This is a genomic window from Streptomyces sp. BJ20 (genome assembly GCF_022869105.1).
Classification (GTDB): domain Bacteria; phylum Actinomycetota; class Actinomycetes; order Streptomycetales; family Streptomycetaceae; genus Streptomyces; species Streptomyces griseoincarnatus.
On sequence record NZ_CP094918.1, the window covers coordinates 5,388,778 to 5,407,907 of the forward strand.

Below are 19,130 nucleotides of genomic sequence, written 5' to 3' on the forward strand. Positions count from 1 at the left end.
GGGGACTTGGGGGGTGAGCCGGTGCGGTCCGCAGTGGGGGCGGACCGCACCGGCGGCTTCGGACGGCGTGCGGGTCAGCGGAGGCGGCCCGCGCCCGCGCCGAGGCCGACCAGGGCGGGCACGGCCCAGGCGGGGTGCACGGCCTTGCGCAGGGCGGGCGTCCAGCCGGCGCCGGAGCGCAGGGTCTCCTCGGGGATCTCCGCGTTGTGCACGGCGATCAGGTCGACCGGCCGGCCGTTGACCAGGTTGTGCCGGGCGGTGAGGGGCGAGTCGTTCCAGCGCTTGAGGACCTTCGCCGGGCTGATCCCCTGGGGCAGGGTGAACGCGTTGTGCTCGGCGACGAGCTGGGACTCCTTGCCGACGCCGAAGCTGTAGCCGTACCCGGAGCCGGCCACGAAGTGGTTGTTGTAGACGTCGACCTGCCCGAACCGGACGCGGGGGGTGCGCTCGGTGAGGTCCTCGAACAGGTTGTGGTGGAAGGTCGCCTTCAGTTTGCCCCGGTCGCCCACGGCGGTGGACTCGCTGTCGCTGTTGCCGATGAGGATCGTCTTGTCGTGCTCGGTGAAGACGTTCCAGGAGGCGGTGACGTGGTTGGCGCCCTTGACGATGTCCAGCTCGCCGTCGTGCTGCTGGTAGAGCATGCCGAAGTGGGTGGGGGCGGCGCTGTCGGGATGCGCGCCGTCGGTGAACGTGTTGTGGTCCAGCCACACATGGGTGGCCCCGTGCACGACGACGGTGTCGTACTCGCTGTTCCAGTTGCCCCGGTCGCCGTCGGTGGGGTCCCACTGCGGGAAGCAGTCGACGGGGCTCTCCAGGGTGAGGTTGCGGACGATGACGTTGTCGACGTCCTTGATCTGGAGGCTGGCGCCCTTGATCGCGGCGTCGCGTCCCACACCGATGATCGTGGTGTCGGAGGGGACGTTCACCTTGATGACCGCGTCCTGGTGGGCGGCGGAGGCGCGGCGCAGCCCCTCGGGGCTGTCGTCGGGCTCGTCGGTGAGGTCACGCTCCAGGCCCCAGGTCTCGGGGGCGTACGTCTCCAGGTAGGCGTCGAAGTCGTAGCCGGGGACGGCGAGCGCGTCGCAGCCGTCGGCGACGGCGTCGATGGTGCCCTTCACCTTGATGATCCTCGGGGCGTCCCCGCCCTCCGCGAGGGCGGCGGTGAGCTGGGCCCAGTCGGTCACGGTACGGACGTGCGCGGCCTCGGCGGCGGCGCCTCCGGTGGTGCCCGAGCCGTAGGACGCCCAGCCGTCGCCCGCGGGGAGGGTCTGGCGGGCGGGGTCGCGGTGCGCGTGCGCGGGGGTGTGGGCCTGGGCGGCGGTACCGGTCAGGGCCAGCACGAGGGCCGTGCAGCCGGCCGGCACGCCGACTCTTATGGCATGCCCATGCCATACGTGAACGTTCATGGTGCGGCTCTCCTGTTCGTGGTCCGGGGGTTACGCGGCGGCCTCCGGCCAGGTGATCCACGACGACGGGATCTCCTCGGCCGGCCGCCGCACGTCGTGCGGCGCGAGCACCGGGGTGCGCGGCAGCTCCCGGGCGGCCAGCCGTGCCACGGCGATCGCGCCCGTCGGTGAGAAATGCGTGGTGTCCTGCTTGGTGTCGGTCCAGTTGAAGTACCCCTGCGTCACCTCGGGCCCCCTCAGGGACACGGGGAACTGCGCGCCCGGCCGGGGACGGTCCGCAGCGGAAGAACAGCTGACCGCCCCCGACGCCGGAATCACCCCATCTGCTCGTCCCACTCGGCCTGCGCCTCGTTCAGCTGCTCGGCGAGCCCGTCCAGGAAGGCCTTCGCGCTCATGTCCCCCAGCAGCACCTTCTGGAAGTTCGGTTCGTTGTCCGCCTTCGAGACGGTGTTCCAGTCCGGCAGGTAGTACGGCAGCTGCACGATGGTCGTGGACCCGTCGCTCAGCGCGTCGGCCGCCAGCTTCGTGGGCTCCGCCTTCGCGATCCACGCGTCCTTCGCCGCGTCCGCGTGCGCCGGCACCTGTCCCGCCGACTCGTTGAACTTCGAGTTGGACTCCGCCGACGCGGCGAACTCGATGAACTTCCAGGCGGCGTCCTTGTTCTTGGAGCTCTTGAACAGGCCGATGCCGTCGACCGGGTTGGAGACCTGCACCCGCTTGCCGCCGGGGCCGACCGGCTGCGGGATGCCCCGGAACTTCTCCACGCCCAGCGCCTTCACGTGGTCCTGGTAGGAACCCAGGTTGTGGTTGAGCATCCCGATCTCGCCCGAGTCCCACTGCGCGACCATCTTGGTGAAGTCGTTGTTGAGGTCGGCGGCGGGCGTCACCGTCTTGAACAGGGCCGCGTACTTCTCCAGGGCCTGCACGTTCTTCGGGTCGTTGACCGTGGTCTTCTTGCCGGTGGAGTCCCAGAACGAGGTGATGCCGGACTGCCCGTACATCGCGTCGAGGGCCTGGGCTATGGAGCCGGCGCCGCCGCGGATGGTGTAACCGAAGCGGTTGCTGCCCTTGTCGGTGAGCTTCTCCGCGGCCTCGAAGAAGCGGTCCCAGGTGGCCGGCTCCTCCAGTCCCGCCTTCTCGAACATGTCGGTGCGGTAGTAGAGGACGCCGTTGTTGGCGGAGGTCGGCACGGAGTACAGCTGGTCGTCCCCGCCGCCGGCCGCGCGCAGCGACTCGATCATGTCCTTGTTGAGCTTGCCATTGAGCGACGAGCCCTCCAGCCGCTCGTCCAGCGGCTCGAGCGCGCCCTGGGCGGCGAAGCCCGCGAGCATCGAGGCGCTGATGCCGCCCACGTCCGGCATGCCGCCGCCCTGGATGGCGGTGTCCACCTTGGACTGGTACTCGGTGGAGGCGATGCCGACGTACTGGACCTCGATGTCCGGGTTGGCCTTCTCGAAGTCGGCGATGATCTCCTTCCAGATGTCGGTGCGGACACCGCCGTTGTTGTCCCAGAAGACGATCTTCCCCTTGCCGTCGCCCTCGGCGCCCGCGCCGCCGCTGCCGTCGTCCCCGCAGGCGGTGGCGGTCAGCGCGAGGACCGCTCCCAGCGCGACGGCCGCCGACGACCTGCCGCGACGCCCTCTGCCCGTGCTTCTTCCGAGAATGCTGATCTTCATCGGTCGGCTCTCTTCTCCTGGATACGGATCCTGAACTGCGTGAACGTGGCGGTACCGGCGTGTCCCTGACCGGTGGGCGCCAGGGCGACCAGGCCGAGCAGAGCACCGACCCAGCGCCAGGGAGTCGCGGCGAAGACCTGGCCGGAGGGGCGGAGGCCCTCCCCGGCGCCGTCTCCGGCGTCGTCCCCCGTGTCGTACGAGAAGCGGCAGCGCGCGCCGGCGCCGATGTCGACGCGCAGCCGGGCCCGGCCGCCCGGGGCGGGGCGCGGGGGTGCGGCGTCCCGTTCCCTCCCCCACTGCCCCGAAGGCGTGGGAGGCGCCCCCATGGCGGCCGTCTCGGCGAACCGGTGCACGAGCCGCACGGCGCCGTCCTGGCCGCGCTCGAGTCCGATCCAGCTGTAGGCGTCACCGAGGACCGCGAGTCCGGCGCGCGCCCCGGGTTCGCCGTCGTCGAGCCGCAGGTCCACCTCGACGGTGCACGGGGTGGCGGGCAGCCGCTGGGTGAGGACGTTGGGCAGGGCGCGCAGGTCGTGCGCGTCGGGGGTGCGGACGCAGGTGAGGCGCAGCCCGTCGGCGGAGTGGTGGGTGGCCCAGCCGTCCCGGGGGTTGGCGGTCCACTGCCACTGGCGGCCGGGGCGTCCGCCGGGGAAGTCGTCGTCGGTGGCGGGTGCGGCGGACGGCTGCGCCGGCAGGTCCGGACGGCGGTGCTCGGCGACGGGCGCGCCGTGGTCCCCGATCACCGGCCAGCCTCCCCCACCGTCCCACCGCATCGGCTGGAGGTGGACGATCCGGCCGTAGGCGCCGCGCTGCTGGAAGTGCAGGAACCAGTCCTCGCCGGACGGGGTGCGTACCCAGCCGCCCTGGTGCGGGCCGTTGACGTCGGTGTCCTTCTGCTCCAGGACCACCTTCTCCTCGTACGGGCCGAAGAAGGAGCGGGAGCGGAAGGCGCCCTGCCAGCCGGTCTCCACTCCCCCGGCGGGGGCGAGGATCCAGAACCAGCCGTCGTGCCGGTAGAGCTTGGGCCCTTCGAGGGTGAACCAGCCGGGGATGCGGTCGCCGTCGACGATCACCTTGCCCTCGTCGAGGAGTTCGGTGCCGTGCGGGCGCATCCGGTGGCCGGTGAGGCGGTTCTTGACGCCGGAGCGGGACCTGGCCCAGGCGTGCACGAGGTACGCCTCGCCGGTCTCGTCGTCCCACAGCGGGCAGGGGTCGATCAGCCCTTTGCCTGCCTTGACCAGGTGCGGGCGGGTCCAGGGGCCTCGGATCTCGGGGGCGTTGACCTGGAAGATCCCCTGGTCGGGGTCGCCCCAGAAGATCCAGAAGCGGCCGTCGTGGTGGCGCAGGGACGGCGCCCACACCCCGCAGTCGTGCCGGGGCACCGCGAACTCGCCCTCGGGTTCGAGGCGGTGCAGGGCGTGGCCGACCAGGGTCCAGTTGACCAGGTCGCGGGAGTGCAGCAGGGGCAGTCCGGGGACGCGGCCGAAGCTGGACGCGGTGAGGTAGAAGTCGTCGCCGACGCGGGTCACGTCGGGGTCGGACCAGTCGGCGTCGAGGACGGGGTTGCGGTAGACGGAGTCGTCGGGGGCTGCGCTCATGCGGTCACCGCCTTCGTGACCAGGGCGCCGGCATCCTCACGGCCGAGCCGGCCGTCGGCGACGACGGTGACGATCCGGCGCTCCACCGTCTCCCCGGGCGGGACGGGCAGCCGCGCGTCGTGCGCGAGGGAGGAGCCGACGCCCGGGTACTCCTCGGTGCGCACGAACCAGGGGTCTCGGCGGGTCGCCTCCGTGGCCGCGGCGAAGACGAGGGTCCACATGGAGCCGGCCAGGGCGACCCAGTCGGCGGTCCGTCCGTGCACGGCGTCGGTGCCGTCGGCCGCCGCGGTGAACACCTCGGGCTCCGTGTCCTCCTTGCGGGCCCGCCAGAAGAAGCCCCCGTAGGCGGCGCCGGGGCGGCCGTTGGTGGCGGGGCTGCCGACGGACAGCGGGCGACCGCTGACGTTGGTGAGGGCGAAGGTCAGGTCCAGGGCCCAGGCGCCGTCGGTGAGGGCGGTCGCGATCACCGTGCGCCGCTCGCGCAGCAGTTCGCCGGGCGCGGCCGTCCAGCGCAGTTCCTCGGTGAAGCCGTCGGTCTCGCGCCGGTGGTAGACGGTGTGCCGCTGGGCGCCGTGGTTGTCCAGCTCGGTGGGACCGCGGTCGCGGACGTAGGTGCGTCCGCCCCAGAAGTTGAACCCCTCGACGTCGGGAACGGCGACACCGACGCCGAGGTGGTGTGCGTGGTCGGCGGGGCTCAGCTCGGTGACCGCCGTGCCGGCCAGGGTGGTGACGGGGTGCAGGTAGGGCCGCGGGGAGAGCCGGGCCGGCAGTTCCGGCCGGGTGACGTACCGGCCGACGGGCCGGCCGGCGACGCGCAGCACCACGGAGTCGTTGCCGGTCATCGGGTGCTCACCTCTTCCGGCAGATGGTGGTGGGCGGACCGGGCCCAGGGGGCGCCCAGCTCGGAGTAGAGGCACAGGCGGTCCGCCGCTGCCGCGACCAGGGCGTCGATGCCGGGCACCACCCGGCGGTCCTCGCCGGGGACGCGGCGCCAGGCGTCGTCGGGCAGCGGCTCCGGGTCGGGGGCGGTGCGGATCGCCTCGACGACCTGCATGAAGGCGCCGGTGTCGTCGGGGGTGACCAGCAGCTCGGTGCCGTCACGGAGGTGGGCGACGAGGTTCTCCAGCAGGTCGGTGCGGTCGAAGCGCAGTTCCTCGGGGCCGTGGTCCGCGCGCTGGAGCAGGACGCGGTCCTGCTTGTACCAGAAGGTGATGCGGCCGCTGGTGCCGTGCACCACCACGTACGGCTCGTCGGCCCGCTCCGCGCACAGGGTGGCGGCGACGGTGACCGAGCCGCCCTGGGCGGTGGTGACGCGGACGCAGGAGGTGTCGTCGGACTCGATGTCGTTGGCGCGCAGCAGCTCGGTCTCGATGCCGGCGACGTCCTCGGCGCGGATGCTCCCGGCGAGCGCGAGGGCGGTGGCGACGGCGTGCGCGAGGGGGTTGGTGAGCGCCCCGTCGACCACGTCGACGCCGTCGAGGCGCCGGCGGCCCGCCCAGGGCGCGCGGCGGAAGTACGCCTCGGGGCGCACCCAGGCGCCGGCCCCGCCGATGCCCGTGACCCGGCCGACGGCGCCCTCGGCGATCAGGTCGCGGATCGCGGGCACGGCGTGCGAGCCGAGCGACTGGAAGCCGATCTGGCAGGCCACCCCGGCCGCGGCGACCCCGTCCGCCATCCGCCGGAACGCGGCGTACGAGGGCGCCGGGGGCTTCTCGAGGAGCAGGTGCACGCCCCGTTCGGCGGCGGTGAGCGCGAGGGCGGTGTGGGTGGGGATGGGGGTGGAGATCACCGCGGCACGGGCGCCGGTGGAGTCGAGGAGCGCGCCGAGGTCGGCGGACTGCTCGGGGAGTTCGCCGCCGAACTCGTCCTCGGTGAGCGGGGTGAGCTCGCAGATGCCGGCGAGCCGTACCAGGCCCTTCGCTGCGAGGCGGCGGATGTTGTCCACGTGCCGGCGGCCGTGACCGCGGGCGCCGGCGAGGACAACGGGCAGCGGGGTGCCGGTCATCGTCCGGGGGGCGCTCATCCCTTCACCGCCCCCGCGCTGAAGCCGGTGATCAGCCACTTCTGGATGAAGGCGAACACGATCACGACGGGGACGGCCGCGATGATGCCGCCCGCGGCGAGCGCCCCGAGGTCGACGCTGTCCGCGCTCATCAGCGTGTTGAGACCGACCGGGACGGTCTGCTTCTCCTGGTTGTTGAGGAACATCAGGGCGAACAGGAAGTGGTTCCAGGAGTGCACGAAGGCGAAGGAGCCGACGGCGATCAGGCCGGGCCGCAGCAGCGGCAGGACGACCACCCGGAACGCCCGGAACCGGTCGCAGCCGTCGACCCAGGCGGCCTCCTCCAGCGAGTAGGGCACGTTCTTGATGAAGTTGCTGAGCAGGATCATCGACAGCGGCAGCTGGAACACCGTCTCGGCGATGATGACGCTGCCCAGCGAGTTGATCATCCGAAGCTCGGCGAAGATCTCGAACAGCGGGACCAGCAGCAGCGCGCCGGGCACGAACTGCGAGCAGAGCAGCGCCAGCATGAAGCCGCGCTTGATCCGGAAGTCGAACCGGGCGAGCGCGTAGCCGCCGGCCAGGGCCACCAGGGTGGTCATGAACAGGGTGGCGACGCCGACGAGGACGCTGTTCTGGAAGAAGGTGCCGAAGCCGCGGTCCGTCCACACCTTCTCGAAGTGGGCGGTGGTCATCGGCCAGGGCACGAGCGAGGTGGAGCCGGCCGGACGCAGCGCGAACAGCAGGATCCAGTAGAAGGGGATGAGGGTGAAGACGAGGTAGATGCCGAGCGGCAGGTAGATCTGCCAGCGGGGCGCCTCGTCCCAGGCCCGGCGCCGCGTCGTGGGCCGGGGCGGCTCGGGGACGGCCGGCGCGGGGGCGGGGGCGGCCGCGGTGGCCTCCTTGGTGATCACTTCTCGCCTCCGAACTTGCTCAGCCGCAGGTAGACCATCGAGCAGAAGAGCAGGATCACGAACGCCACGGTGGTCAGGGCCGACGCGTAGCCGAAGTCGTGCGCGTCGACGGAGGTGTTGGCGATGTACAGCGGCAGCGTGGTGGTCGAACCGGCGGGTCCGCCGCCGGTCAGCGTGTAGAGCAGGTCGACGTTGTTGAACTCCCACACGGCGCGCAGCAGCGTGGAGAGGATGATGGCGTCCTTCAGGTGCGGCAGCGTGATGTGCCAGAACTGCTTGAAGCGGCTGGCGCCGTCCACCTCGGCGGCCTCGTACAGGTCCTTGGAGACGGACTGGAGGTCGGCGAGGATGAGGATCGCGAAGAAGGGCACCCCGCGCCACAGGTCGGCGACGATCGCGGCGGGGAACACCGTGGAGGTGTCCGACAGCCAGCTCACGCCGTACTCGCCGATGCCCATGTCCGCGAGGTAACGGGTGATGCCCGTCTGGGAGTTGTAGAGCAGCACCCAGATCGCGGAGGTGAGCACGCCGGAGACGGCCCACGGCGAGAAGACCAGCGCGCGGCCCAGCGCCCGGCCGGCGAAGGTCTGGTTGACGATGAGGGCGAGGGCAAGGCCGAACATCAACTGCAGGCCGACCTCGACGAACACCCACTTGGCGCTGAAGACGAGGGTGTCCCGGAACAGGGGGTCCTCGGTGAAGATGCGGGTGAAGTTGTCGAGTCCCGCGAAGCCGTTCCGCCAGGGCTTGGTGGGGTTGTAGTCCCGGAGGCTGTAGTAGAAGACGCTGAGGACCGGGTACGCGATGAACCCCAGCATGAGCAGGGCGGCCGGCGCGATCAGCAGGTAGGGCAGTCGGCGGGGTGTGGCGGAGGCACGGCGCCGCCTCGGTGGCGCGGGCGGTTTCGCCACGGCTGCGGCTTGGGCCATGACTGTTCTCCGTTTCTCGGTACGTCGTGCTGTGCGGGGGTGCCTGCGCTGGGCCGGCGGTGCGGGACAGGTCGGACAGGAAGCGCTTTCTGCACGGGTGTGCGGGGGCCGGGCCCGCCCGGGCGGGCGGGTCAGCCCGCGTACGGGTCCTGGACGGTGCCCGGCCGGGCGAGGAACTCGAAGTCGCAGCCGGTGTCGGCCTGGGTGATCTGGTCGTTGTAGAGCGCGCCGTAGCCGCGCTCGTAGCGCGCGGGCGGCGGCGTCCACTCCGCGCGGCGGCGGCTCAGCTCCTCGTCGTCCACGTCGAGGGTGAGGGTGCGGTTCTCGACGTCGAGGGTGATCGGGTCGCCGGTGCGCACCAGCGCGAGCGGCCCGCCGACGTACGACTCGGGGGCGACGTGCAGCACGCAGGCGCCGTAACTCGTGCCGCTCATGCGGGCGTCGGAGATCCGGACCATGTCCCGCACGCCCTGCTTGAGCAGGTGGTCGGGCAGCGGGAGCATGCCGTACTCGGGCATGCCCGGGCCGCCCTTGGGCCCTGCGTTGCGCAGCACCAGCACGCTGTCCGCGGTGATGCCCAGCGCCGGGTCGTTGATGGTCCGCTGCATCTCCTTGTAGTCGTCGAAGACGACGGCGGGACCGGTGTGCTTCAGCAGGTGCGGCTCGGCGGCGATGTGCTTGATGACGGCGCCGTCGGGGCAGAGGTTGCCGCGCAGCACGGCCACCCCGCCCTCGGCGGCGACCGGGTTGCCGCGGGTGCGGATGACGTCGTCGTCGTGCACCCGCGCCCCGGCGAGCTGGTCCCGCAGGGTGTCGTGGCAGACGGTGGGACGGTCCAGGTGCAGCAGGTCCGGGATCCGGGAGAGGAACCCGGGCAGCCCGCCCGCGAAGTGGAAGTCCTCCATCAGATACGTCTGTCCGCCCGGCCGCACGTTGGCGAGCACCGGGACGGTGCGGGCGATGCGGTCGAAGTCGTCGAGCGTGAGCTTCACGCCCGCGCGTCCGGCCATGGCGATCAGATGGATGACGGCGTTGGTGGAGCCGCCGAGCCCGAGGACGGTCGTCACGGCGTCCTCGAAGGCGTCCGCGGTGAGGATGTCGCCGATCCGGCGGTCCTTGTGGATCAGGTCGACGATCGTCATGCCGGCCTTCGCGGCCATCCGGTCGTGTCCGGAGTCGACGGCCGGGATGCTGGACGCGCCCGGCACGGTGACGCCGAGCGCCTCGGCGGCGGCCGTCAGCGTGGACGCGGTGCCCATGGTCATGCAGTGGCCGGGCGAGCGGGCCAGACCGCTCTCCAGCTCCTGCATCTCGCAGTCGCCGATGACGCCGGCCCGCTTGTCGTCCCAGTACTTCCACATGTCGGTGCCGGAGCCGAGGGTCTCGCCGCGCCAGTGTCCGGGCAGCATCGGCCCGGCGGGCACGAACACGGCGGGCAGCCCCGCGCTCGCGGCGCCCATCAGCAGGGCGGGCGTGGACTTGTCGCAGCCGCCCATCAGCACGGCCCCGTCGACCGGGTAGGAGCGCAGCAGCTCCTCGGTCTCCAGGGCGAGGAGGTTGCGGTAGAGCATGGGGGTCGGCTTCTGGAACGTCTCGCTGAGGGTGGAGACCGGGAACTCCAGCGGGAAGCCGCCCGCCTGCCACACGCCCCGCTTCACCGCCTGCGCGCGGTCGCGCAGATGGACGTGGCAGGGGTTGATGTCGGACCAGGTGTTGAGGATCGCCACGACCGGCTTGCCCAGGTGCTCCTCGGGCAGGTAGCCGAGCTGGCGGGTGCGGGCGCGGTGGCTGAAGGAGCGCAGTCCGTCCGTGCCGTACCACTGGTGGCTGCGGAGCTCTTCGGGTGACTTCATATCGACCATCCGGCGGCGATGGCGGCGACCTCGGCACGCTCGCTCTCGGGCAGCGGCCTGCTGGGCGGGCGGACCTCGCGGCGGCACAGCCCGAGGGAGGCGAGGGCCTCCTTGACGACGGTGACGTTGTTGGCGGAGCCGTTGGCGGCGCGCAGTTCCTCGAAGCGGCGGATCTGCTCCCAGACCTTCATGGCGGTCGGGTAGTCGCCGGAGCGCAGCGCCTCCAGCATGGTCAGCGACACCGACGGGGCGACGTTGACCAGGCCCGAGGTGAAGCCGGTCGCCCCGGCGGAGAAGTAGGAGGGGGCGTACGGCTCGGCTAGCCCCGCCACCCACACGAAGCGTTCCAGTCCCGCGTCCCGCGCGAACGCGGCGAACCGGGCGGCGTCCGGCACCGCGTACTTCACTCCGATCACGTTGGGACAGGCGTCGGCGAGTTCGGCGAGCCGGGCGCCGGTGAGCTGCGCGTTGCGGAGGTAGGGGACGACGCCCAGCTCGGGGACGGCCTCGGCGATGGCCCGGTGGTAGTCGACCCAGCCGCTCTGCGAGACGTACGGGTGGACCGGCTGGTGCACCATCACCATCTGCGCGCCGTGGTCACGGGCGTGCCGCGCGGAGGCGACCGCGGTGGGTACGTCGTGTCCGACGCCGACGAGGATCGCGGCGCGGTCGCCGGTCTCCTCGACGGTCAGCTCGGTGACGAGGCGCCGCTCGGAGGGGGTGAGGGCGTAGAACTCGCCGGTGTTGCCGTTGGGGGTGAGGGTGGTGATGCCTCCGTCGAGGAGGCGGCGCAGCAGCGCCCGGTAGGTGTCCGGGTCGACCGAGCCGTCCTCGGCGAACGGGGTGACGGGGATCGCCACCACGCCGGCCAGGGCCGCGCGCTGCGCCTCGAACGACGGGGACCCTGCCGCCCGGGGTGCGCGCGCCCGGGTGGGAGACGTCGGGATCATGCCTGACCGTCCTTCCTGGACTTCTCCGCCGCCGCGAACTCGGTCTCGAACTCCGCCTCGGGGAAGGCGCGTCGCACGAAGGACACGATGTGCGCGTGCAGGGCGCGGGCAGCGCCGTCCGCGTCCCCGGCGAGCGCCAGGTCGAGGATCACACGGTGCTCGTCGGCCTCGCGTTCCCACGAGGGGTCGGCGGCCCAGGCGACCGCGGAGACCAGGGCGGCCTGGTCGCGCACCTCGTCGAGCATCCGGCCGAGCAGCGGGTTCCCGCAGGGCAGGTAGAGGGCGCGGTGGAACTCGCGGTTGGCGAGGGAGCGTTCGGCGGTGTCGGTGGCCCCGTCGGCGCGGGTGAGCGCCTCACGGGCGTCGTCCAGGGAGGCGCCGCGGCGCACGGCGCGCTTCAGCGCCTCCGGTTCGAGCAGCAGCCGCACGTCGTAGACCTCGCGCGCCATGTCCGCGTCGACCATGCGCACCGTGACGCCCTTGTACTGGCTCATCACCACCAGTCCGGTGCCGGCCAGGGTCTTGAGCGCCTCCCGCACCGGGGTCTTGGACACCCCGAACTGCGCGGCGAGGTCGGTCTCGACCAGGGCCTGGCCGGGGGTGAGCCGGCCGGTGAGGATGCGGCGTTTGATCTCCTCCAGCACGTACTGCGTGCGGGAGGGGATCGGCGTGGGCACAGAGGTCATGCGCGCCTCTCGGATCTCGCGTCGGATCGCGTATCGGATCTCGCGTATCGCGTCTCATATATGACGTACGAAGTACGACGCGGATGACCGTAGGAGTGGCCCGGTGTTTCGTCAATGCTTCTGACAAAGGAAGGTGATGTCGCTTCACCCGGTGCGGTCGCGGCGCGGTCGCGGAGCCGCCGAAAGCGGGCGAAGGGGGCCCACGTGCGGGGTGGTCCGTTCGCCGCAGGCACCGCGGCGGCGGTGGTCGGCCACCCGCACGAACAGCGGGCTGGGCGGGCGGAAGCGGTCCGCGCGGCTCGCCACCGGGGGCGGAGGAGCCCTGTCCGGCCTGGTGAGGCCCGACCGGTCGTGCGGGAGGACGGCGGGTCCGGGCGGTGCCGGACCGCGTGCCCCAGCGGCGCGGCGTGCGCGGGGACGCTCCGCGTCCCGCCCGTCACCGGGGCCGCGGGGCTCTCACGGGCCCGGGCCGCGCTCCCCCTCCGCGCGGCCCGGGCCCGGCTCACGCGGGCCTGGTCCAGCCCGGGTCGCGGCCGCTGAGGCCGATCGTCCGGTCCAGCAGCGAGGCGCCGGCCGGGACGGGGACGACGGGCCCGAAGATGCCCCCGCCCCGGTCGCCCTCCTCGGCGGCGGCCAGCAGGAAGGCGTGCGCGCTCTCGAGCGCGGCGGGGTCGGGGGTGTACGGCTGCCCGGTCGCGCGGGCCAGGTCCCAGCCGTGGATCACCAGTTCGTCGAGGGCGACGGCGGCGGTGACCTCGCCGGGCATGTCGACACCCCCGGCGCGCGTCGTGCCGGTCCAGGCCGCCGGATCGCGCCAGGCGTCGGCGAGTTCGTCGAGCGCCTTGGGCAGTTCGGCTCGCCAGGCGGGGCCGACGTCCGGCAGGGCGCCTTGCGGATCGGTGTCCGTGGTGGCCCCCAGGTTCTTGCGCCCCGCGTCACGGAAGGCGACGGCCAGTCCGAGGAGGTGGCCCAGGAGATGGCGCACGGCGTACCGCGGGCACGGCGTGCCGTCCGCCAGCTGCGCGTCGCTCACCCCCTCGGCCAGGCGGGCGACGATCCTGGTCTGCGGTCCGAGGTCGAGCGGTGTGTCGGTCATGGCTGCTCCCGGGAGGCGGTGGCGTACGAAGGAGTGACCGGCCGCGGCCGCGGAACTCATCGGCGAGCGGTTCGGCGCCCGCTCCCCGTCCGCTGCCTAAGGCATTCGCCCGATGCCGTCACCGCCGCCTTAGAACCACGATGACGAGGCATGACGACGAGATGGACCGCGGTCCGCGTGCTGCGCGACCGCACGGCGGGCCGGTGCCTCACCGCCGTGATGGTGTCCGGGTTCGGCACCTCCGCGCTGTGGCTGGCGTCGGGGGTGTGGGTCAAGGACCTCACCGGCTCGGACGGGCTGGCGGCGCTGTGCCTGCTGGCGATGTGGGCGCCCGCCCTGGCCGGTCCGGTGCTCGGCACCCTCGCCGACCGGTGCCGTCGCCGGCCGCTGCTGATCGTGCTGAGCCTGTCCATGGCGGCGCTGCTGCTCACCCTGTGCGCGGTGGACGGACCGGAGGACCTGTGGCTGCTGTACGCGGTGCTGTTCGTGTACGGCGCGGCCGGCACGGTGCACGACGCGGCGGAGTCGGCACTGGTCGCGGGCGCCGTGGACGGCTCCCTGCTGGGTGACTTCAACGGGCTGCGGATGACGGCCGGCGAGGGCATGAAGCTGCTCGCCCCGCTGGCGGGCGCGGGGCTCTTCACGGCCTACGGCGGATCAGGTGTCGCCCTCCTGGACGCGGCGACCTTCCTGGCGGCGGCGCTGGTGTACATGTCGCTGCGGGTACGGGAGGAGCGGCCGGACCGGGCGCGGGAGGGCGGCCGCGGCGCGACCGCCGAGGGCGCCCGGCACCTGTGGGGGGACACCGTGCTGCGCCCGCTGGTCCTGGCGGGCGGGGTCACCATGCTGTGCGCGGGTGCGAGCGGGGCGCTGACGTACGCGGTGGTCGAGGACCTGGGCCACTCCCCCGCGTACGCCGGTGTGCTGTACGCCGTGCAGGGCGCGGGGTCGGTGACGGTGGGGCTGCTCTCGGGCCCGGGCCTGCGGCGGCTGGGCGCACGGCGGTTCGCCGCGTACGGCATCGGTCTCCTGGCCGTGGCGGTGGCGCTGCGCGCGGTGCCGTACGACCCGGTGGCCTGGGCGAGCGCCGCGGCGATCGGCGTGGGGCTGCCCGCCGCGCTGATCGCCGTGCTCACGGAGGTGCAGCGTCGCACGCCCGGAGCGCTGCTGGGCCGGGTCACCGCCACCGCCAACACCGTGGTGTACACCCCGAACGTGATCGGACTCGCGGTGGGCGCGGCGATGGTCGAACTCCTTGGTCCTCGCGCGCAGTTGTCCGGGCTCGGGGTGGTGCTGGGGGTGACGGCGGCGGTGCTTCTCGCTCAGAGGCCGGCCAGCGCCGACCGTACGGCGGCGAGGTCCGCGTCCGACGCCAGTCCCGCGTGATAGAGCCGCAGTTCGGTCGCGCCCAGGCTTCGCGCCCCGTCCGCGTCGGCCGCGAGGGTGCCGGGGCTGCCGCCCATGCCGGAGACGACGGTGAAGTTGGCGGCGAGCACGGCGCCTTCCCGGCCCTCGCGGGCGAACGGGGTGACCGGGCCGGGGTCGCCGGTGCAGGGGACGACCACGCCGTCGGCGACGGAGAGGATGTGCGCGGGGTCGACGCCGGCGTTGGCGCCGCAGTGGTAGGACACCGGGTCGGCGTGCAGCAGCACCTGGAACCCGTCGGGAGCGGCCCGGCGCACGGCGGTGACGGCCTGTTCCTGGAGGGTGCGGGCCGTGCGGTCGCGCCACGCGCGCGTGGCGTCCGCCCGGGTGTCGCCGAGCAGCTTCTCGACGCCCGCCCAGCCGCCCCCGGACGCCGCCTCCCCGCGCCACACCGGGTCCAGCGCGTCCCGTACGGCCGCGGCGAGCGCGTCCGCGTCCAGCCCCGCCACGCCGTAGCCCTCCCGGCACGCGGGGCAGAAGCACAGGGACATCAGGTACTGCCCGGCGTCCCCGAGCGGGATCCCGGCGGTCTTGTCGTGGGCGTGCAGATGCGCCAGGCCGTACCAGCCGAGCGACTCCAGTTCGGTGCCGTGGGCGCCGGGGCGCACGGCCGCCTCGGCGGCGAGGTCCGTCAGGTAGGCACGGGTGTCCGGCTGGGCGATGCACGGCGCCCATGGATAGCGGTCGCCGTAGGCGTTGACCACGGAGGTGTCCGGATGCTCCGCGCCCAGGCGGGAGTTGTGGGCGAGCACCACCCAGGTGTGCACCTCGAGACCCGCGTCCGTGAGCGCGGACGCGGCCTCCCCGAAGGCGTCCCCCGGCGCCCAGTCGCCCGCCGGGTGGGGGCGCGGTGCGCGGCCGGACCAGCGGGAGGCGTCGGGCGGGTACAGCACGGCCGCGTACTCGGCGGTGACCACGCGGTGCCGGGGATGGCGGGGGGTCAGCGCGCGGGTGGAGTGGTAGGCCGAGGCGAGGGTCACCTGTGCCGTGCCCAGCTCCGCGAGGCGCGCGGGGGCCCCCGGGTCCCCGTTGACGTCCCAGGGGTAGACGAACGCCGATGCCTTCACATGCCCTCCTCGAGCAGCGCCTGTCCCCGCTCGATCAGCTGAGCGAGCTGCTTGAGATGATCCCCGGCCGGCTCGTGCAGCGGGGGCCGGACCTCCCCCACGTCCAGCCCGCGCAGCCGCACGCCCGCCTTGACCAGCGAGACGGCGTACCCCTGGCCCTTGTCGCGCAGGTCGACGAACGGCCGGTAGAAGCCGTCGACCAGGCGGCGCACGGTCGCCTCGTCGCCGGTGCGCAGGGCGGTGTGGCAGGCGAGGGCGATCTCCGGCACGAAGCAGAACACCGCCGACGAGTACAGGGTGACGCCGAGACCGCGGTAGGCGGGCTGGGTCAGCTCGGCGGTGGGCAGCCCGTTGAAGTACAGGAAGTCCTCGACGCCGGCGGAGCGCACGGCGCTGACCGTGCGCTGCATCAGGTCGAGGTCGCCGTAGCCGTCCTTGAGGCCCACGATCCCTTCGGTGCGGGCGAGTTCGACGACGGTGGCGGGGGTGAGGACGGCGTTGTCCCGCTGGTAGACGATCACGGGCAGCAAGGTCGCGGCGGCCAGCTCGCGGTAGTGGCGCAGCAGCCCCTCCTGCCCGGCCTTGACCAGGTACGGCGGCATGGCGAGCAGGCCGTCGGCGCCGGCGTCCTCGGCGAGGCGGGCGTAGCGGACGGCGAGGGCGGTGCCGTAGCCGGCGCCGGCGACGACCGGGACGCGCGCCCCGGTGGCCTCCACCGCCGCGCGCACGCAGGTCTCGAACTCCTCGGGCGTCAGCGCGTGGAACTCGCCCGTGCCGCAGCAGGCGAAGACGGCGGCGGCCCCGGCCTCGACCCCGCGCCGCACATGGAGCCGGTACGCGTCGAGGTCGACGGCGCCGTCGGGTCCGTAGGCGGTGACCGGGAAGAACAGCGGCCCGCTGGGGATACTGAGTCGCGCGGCGAGAGGGGCTGACGTCACAAGCTCTCCCTGGTCGTGGTCCATATTCTTGATTGTCGTCCATATTTCTGAACAAGGCCACGCTAAGGCGGGGCGGGGAGGCGGGTCAAGCGGATCGCTGCGCGTGGCTGACGCGGGAGGGGCGAGGCGGGGGCACTTGACGTGCCGCGTCCGGGCTCCTTAGCGTGTCCACGCACATGAACGACGTGCGTCCACCTGCACGTTCGTTCCGTCTGTTCCCGGCCGGCGCCGCAAGGAGACCCGCAGATGCCCGCTCCCCGCACCGTCCTGCTCACCGGCGCCGCCGGCGGTCTCGGCACGCTGATGCGGGAGCTGCTTCCGCAGTACGGGTACACCCTGCGGCTGTTCGACATGCGGCCGGTCGACGGGGAGCCCGACGCGGTCATCGGCGACCTGGCCGACCGGGACGCCGTGCGGGAGGCGGTGCGGGGTGTCGACGCGGTCGTGCACCTGGCGGGCATCTCGCTGGAGGCGTCCTTCGACAAGATCCTCAAGGCGAACATCGAGGGGACGTACAACCTCTACGAGGCCGCGCGTGAGGAAGGCGTACGCCGGATGGTGTTCGCGTCCTCCAACCACGCCGTCGGCTACACCCCACGGCCGCAGGGCGACGACCCGCTGATCCCCGTGGACACCCCGCGCCGGCCGGACACGTTCTACGGGCTGTCCAAGTGCTTCGGCGAGGACCTGGCGCAGTTGTACTGGGACAAGCACGGGGTGGAGACGGTGTCCGTGCGGATCGGGTCCTGCTTCCCGGAGCCGACGAGTGTGCGGATGCTGTCGGTGTGGATGAGCCCGGCGGACGGGGCGCGGTTGTTCCATGCGGCGCTGACGGCGGAGGGGGTGGGGCACACGGTGGTGTACGGCTCCTCCGCGAACACGCGGCTGTGGTGGGACCTTCGGTCCGCGCGGGCGCTGGGGTACGAGCCGCGGGACGACTCCGAGGTGTTCGCGGAGAGGCTGATCGCGGAACAGGGTGAGCTGTCGTCGTCGGACCCGTCCCACGCGCACCTGGGAGGTCACTTCGTGACGAACCCCCCGATCTGGCCCCACTGACGGGCCTCCGTACGCCACTTGCGCAGTTCCCCGCGCCCCTGAGCCTGACGGCACCCCACCCGCCAGGACCCGCCGTCCGCCGACTGCGGCCCGTCGCGGGCCCATCGCGCAGTTCCCCGCGCCCCTGAGCCTGACGGCACCCCACCCGCCAAGACCCGCCGTCCGCCGACTGCGGCCCGTCGCGGGCCCATCGCGCAGTTCCCCGCGCCCCTGAAGGGGCACACCCCGGCCTCCGCCGCCTGCGGGCAGTCCTGCCGCTTGGGGCGCAGACGGCACCTTTGCTGCGCACCCCGCTTCAACTCCACCCCTGACGGCACCCCGCCTGCCAAGACCCGCCGCCCGCCGACTGCGGCCCGTCGCGGGCCCATCGCGCAGTTCCCCGCGCCCCTGAAGGGGCACACCCCGGCCTCCGCCGCCTGCGGGCAGTCGTGCCCCGTGGGGTGATGGGGAAGGGTGGGCACAGGCGGCACCTTCGCGAGGGCGCCTCGCCGTAAGTCGCCCCCCACCCGCCGCGGCCTGAAACGCACCCCCACCCCGGCCCACGGGCGGGAAACGGGCGCCACCGACACCAGAAGCGGGCGCCCGCCCTGCCCGCTCCCACCCCCCGCCCAGGTCCGAGCCGGGCACCCGCCCGTCCATCCGGGCACAACCGGGCACCAACAAACCCGCAACAGACCTGGTCAGCACCCCGTCCCCGGCTGTACAACTTCCTGCAGAGGCCCGAACGGGCAAACGAGCGGAGAAGAGGTCCGGCCATGGCCACCAGTTCGGCCGAAGAGCGTCAACGCGAGATCGTGCGGGTGGCCCGAGCCACCGGCTCGGTCGACGTGACCGCGCTCGCCGCCGAGCTGGGCGTGGCCAAGGAGACCGTCCGCCGCGACCTCCGCGCCCTGGAGGACCACGGCCTGGTCCGCCGTACCCACGGTGGCGCCTACCCCGTCGAGAGCGCCGGCTTCGAGACGACGCTCGCCTTCCGCGCCACCAGCCACGTCCCCGAGAAGCGCAGGGTCGCGGCCGCCGCGGCGGAGCTGCTCGGGGACGCCGAGACGGTCTTCGTCGACGAGGGCTTCACCCCGCAGCTCATCGCCGAGGCCCTGCCCGACCGGCCGCTCACCGTGGTCACCGCCTCCCTGCCGGTCGCGGGCGCTCTCGCGCAGAGCGACAACGCGTCCGTCCTGCTGCTCGGCGGCCGCGTCCGCTCCGGGACGCTCGCCACCGTGGACCACTGGACGACGAAGATGCTCTCCGGCTTCGTCATCGACCTGGCGTTCATCGGCGCCAACGGGATCTCCCGCGAACACGGCCTGACCACGCCCGACCCGGCGGTCAGCGAGGTCAAGGCGCAGGCGGTGCGGGCCGCCCGCCGCGTGGTGTTCGCGGGGGTCCACACCAAGTTCGGAGCGGTCAGCTTCTGCCGGTTCGCCGAGGTCGGCGCACTGGAGGCGATCGTGACGAGCACCCTGCTGCCGGCCTCCGAGGCCCACCGCTACTCCCTGCTCGGACCGCAGGTCATCAGGGTCTGACGGGCGGCCCCACG

The 19,130-nt window shown here is 73.0% G+C and carries 16 protein-coding genes and 1 pseudogene; 3 read left to right on the forward strand and 14 right to left on the reverse strand.

The genetic code is table 11. The features are described from left to right. Nucleotides 1–74: 74 nt before the first annotated feature. The 12 genes and pseudogenes from MTR79_RS24380 to MTR79_RS24435 form a co-directional block, all read right to left on the reverse strand. Nucleotides 75–1,406 carry a polysaccharide lyase family 1 protein gene (locus MTR79_RS24380; protein ID WP_244791966.1) on the reverse strand — a complete coding sequence of 444 codons (1,332 nt, stop codon included), beginning with the start codon at nt 1,404–1,406 and terminating at the stop codon, nt 75–77. Nucleotides 1,407–1,436: 30 nt separating this feature from the next. Then, a pseudogene (locus MTR79_RS24385) lies at nt 1,437–1,640 on the reverse strand (rhamnogalacturonan acetylesterase); the annotation flags it as partial. Between the two features lie 80 nt (nt 1,641–1,720). Continuing rightward, on the reverse strand, nt 1,721–3,082 hold the full coding sequence (locus MTR79_RS24390) for a sugar ABC transporter substrate-binding protein (protein WP_244791967.1): 1,362 nt from the start codon (nt 3,080–3,082) through the stop codon (nt 1,721–1,723). Next, complete coding sequence (locus tag MTR79_RS24395; protein WP_244791968.1) at nt 3,079–4,677, reverse strand: glycoside hydrolase 43 family protein; 1,599 nt, start codon at nt 4,675–4,677, stop codon at nt 3,079–3,081. The genes MTR79_RS24390 and MTR79_RS24395 overlap by 4 nt, the downstream gene beginning before the upstream one ends. Then, entirely contained in the window at nt 4,674–5,519 is an 846-nt protein-coding gene (locus MTR79_RS24400) for a PmoA family protein (protein WP_189366356.1), read from the reverse strand. Before MTR79_RS24400 ends, MTR79_RS24395 begins: the two co-directional genes overlap by 4 nt. Further along, nucleotides 5,516–6,700 (reverse strand): Gfo/Idh/MocA family oxidoreductase, encoded by a 1,185-nt coding sequence (locus MTR79_RS24405; RefSeq protein WP_244791969.1) that lies wholly within the window; start codon nt 6,698–6,700, stop codon nt 5,516–5,518. The genes MTR79_RS24400 and MTR79_RS24405 overlap by 4 nt, the downstream gene beginning before the upstream one ends. After that, the gene (locus MTR79_RS24410; protein ID WP_037638944.1) at nt 6,697–7,593 is read right to left on the reverse strand and encodes a carbohydrate ABC transporter permease; all 897 of its coding nucleotides are present in this window, start codon (nt 7,591–7,593) and stop codon (nt 6,697–6,699) included. The genes MTR79_RS24405 and MTR79_RS24410 overlap by 4 nt, the downstream gene beginning before the upstream one ends. After that, nucleotides 7,590–8,522: a sugar ABC transporter permease gene (locus tag MTR79_RS24415; protein WP_048458455.1), complete on the reverse strand. Its 933-nt coding sequence runs from the start codon at nt 8,520–8,522 to the stop codon at nt 7,590–7,592. Before MTR79_RS24415 ends, MTR79_RS24410 begins: the two co-directional genes overlap by 4 nt. A gap of 131 nt (nt 8,523–8,653) precedes the next feature. Further along, nucleotides 8,654–10,384 carry an L-arabinonate dehydratase gene (gene araD / locus MTR79_RS24420; protein ID WP_086700869.1) on the reverse strand — a complete coding sequence of 577 codons (1,731 nt, stop codon included), beginning with the start codon at nt 10,382–10,384 and terminating at the stop codon, nt 8,654–8,656. Then, nucleotides 10,372–11,325 (reverse strand): dihydrodipicolinate synthase family protein, encoded by a 954-nt coding sequence (locus tag MTR79_RS24425; protein ID WP_189366353.1) that lies wholly within the window; start codon nt 11,323–11,325, stop codon nt 10,372–10,374. Before MTR79_RS24425 ends, araD begins: the two co-directional genes overlap by 13 nt. Then, entirely contained in the window at nt 11,322–12,011 is a 690-nt protein-coding gene (locus MTR79_RS24430; RefSeq protein WP_086700872.1) for a GntR family transcriptional regulator, read from the reverse strand. The genes MTR79_RS24425 and MTR79_RS24430 overlap by 4 nt, the downstream gene beginning before the upstream one ends. Nucleotides 12,012–12,513: 502 nt before the next feature. Beyond that, nucleotides 12,514–13,107 carry a TIGR03086 family metal-binding protein gene (locus tag MTR79_RS24435; protein WP_048458451.1) on the reverse strand — a complete coding sequence of 198 codons (594 nt, stop codon included), beginning with the start codon at nt 13,105–13,107 and terminating at the stop codon, nt 12,514–12,516. Between the two features lie 150 nt (nt 13,108–13,257). On the opposite strand from MTR79_RS24435, the gene MTR79_RS24440 reads away from it, so the two are divergent. Continuing rightward, nucleotides 13,258–14,493, forward strand: coding sequence for an MFS transporter (locus tag MTR79_RS24440; RefSeq protein ID WP_244791970.1), 1,236 nt, complete (start codon nt 13,258–13,260; stop codon nt 14,491–14,493). On the opposite strand, the gene MTR79_RS24445 is transcribed toward MTR79_RS24440, so the two are convergent. Together MTR79_RS24445 and MTR79_RS24450 are read right to left on the reverse strand one after the other, a co-directional pair. After that, entirely contained in the window at nt 14,430–15,599 is a 1,170-nt protein-coding gene (locus MTR79_RS24445) for a hypothetical protein (protein ID WP_244791971.1), read from the reverse strand. The two genes, MTR79_RS24440 and MTR79_RS24445, sit on opposite strands and share 64 nt — an antisense overlap. Further along, complete coding sequence (locus tag MTR79_RS24450) at nt 15,596–16,537, reverse strand: 5-dehydro-4-deoxyglucarate dehydratase (RefSeq protein WP_244791972.1); 942 nt, start codon at nt 16,535–16,537, stop codon at nt 15,596–15,598. Before MTR79_RS24450 ends, MTR79_RS24445 begins: the two co-directional genes overlap by 4 nt. A gap of 246 nt (nt 16,538–16,783) precedes the next feature. On the opposite strand from MTR79_RS24450, the gene MTR79_RS24455 reads away from it, so the two are divergent. Next, on the forward strand, nt 16,784–17,593 hold the full coding sequence (locus tag MTR79_RS24455) for an NAD(P)-dependent oxidoreductase (RefSeq protein ID WP_244791973.1): 810 nt from the start codon (nt 16,784–16,786) through the stop codon (nt 17,591–17,593). 755 nt (nt 17,594–18,348) lie between these two features. Next, nucleotides 18,349–19,116: a DeoR/GlpR family DNA-binding transcription regulator gene (locus tag MTR79_RS24460; RefSeq protein ID WP_189366348.1), complete on the forward strand. Its 768-nt coding sequence runs from the start codon at nt 18,349–18,351 to the stop codon at nt 19,114–19,116. Nucleotides 19,117–19,130 lie beyond the last annotated feature (14 nt).

Excerpts from the sequence above, each read along its gene's own strand:
- MTR79_RS24400 (WP_189366356.1), bottom strand. The coding sequence starts at position 5,519 with ATGACCGGCAACGACTCCGTGGTGCTGCGCGTCGCCGGCCGGCCCGTC.
- MTR79_RS24415 (WP_048458455.1), bottom strand. The coding sequence starts at position 8,522 with ATGGCCCAAGCCGCAGCCGTGGCGAAACCGCCCGCGCCACCGAGGCGG.
- MTR79_RS24435 (WP_048458451.1), bottom strand. The coding sequence starts at position 13,107 with ATGACCGACACACCGCTCGACCTCGGACCGCAGACCAGGATCGTCGCC.
- MTR79_RS24460 (WP_189366348.1), top strand. The coding sequence starts at position 18,349 with ATGGCCACCAGTTCGGCCGAAGAGCGTCAACGCGAGATCGTGCGGGTG.
- MTR79_RS24395 (WP_244791968.1), bottom strand. The coding sequence starts at position 4,677 with ATGAGCGCAGCCCCCGACGACTCCGTCTACCGCAACCCCGTCCTCGAC.
- araD (WP_086700869.1), bottom strand. The coding sequence starts at position 10,384 with ATGGTCGATATGAAGTCACCCGAAGAGCTCCGCAGCCACCAGTGGTAC.
- MTR79_RS24455 (WP_244791973.1), top strand. The coding sequence starts at position 16,784 with ATGCCCGCTCCCCGCACCGTCCTGCTCACCGGCGCCGCCGGCGGTCTC.
- MTR79_RS24430 (WP_086700872.1), bottom strand. The coding sequence starts at position 12,011 with ATGACCTCTGTGCCCACGCCGATCCCCTCCCGCACGCAGTACGTGCTG.
- MTR79_RS24425 (WP_189366353.1), bottom strand. The coding sequence starts at position 11,325 with ATGATCCCGACGTCTCCCACCCGGGCGCGCGCACCCCGGGCGGCAGGG.
- MTR79_RS24405 (WP_244791969.1), bottom strand. The coding sequence starts at position 6,700 with ATGAGCGCCCCCCGGACGATGACCGGCACCCCGCTGCCCGTTGTCCTC.
- MTR79_RS24440 (WP_244791970.1), top strand. The coding sequence starts at position 13,258 with ATGACGACGAGATGGACCGCGGTCCGCGTGCTGCGCGACCGCACGGCG.
- MTR79_RS24380 (WP_244791966.1), bottom strand. The coding sequence starts at position 1,406 with ATGAACGTTCACGTATGGCATGGGCATGCCATAAGAGTCGGCGTGCCG.
- MTR79_RS24390 (WP_244791967.1), bottom strand. The coding sequence starts at position 3,082 with ATGAAGATCAGCATTCTCGGAAGAAGCACGGGCAGAGGGCGTCGCGGC.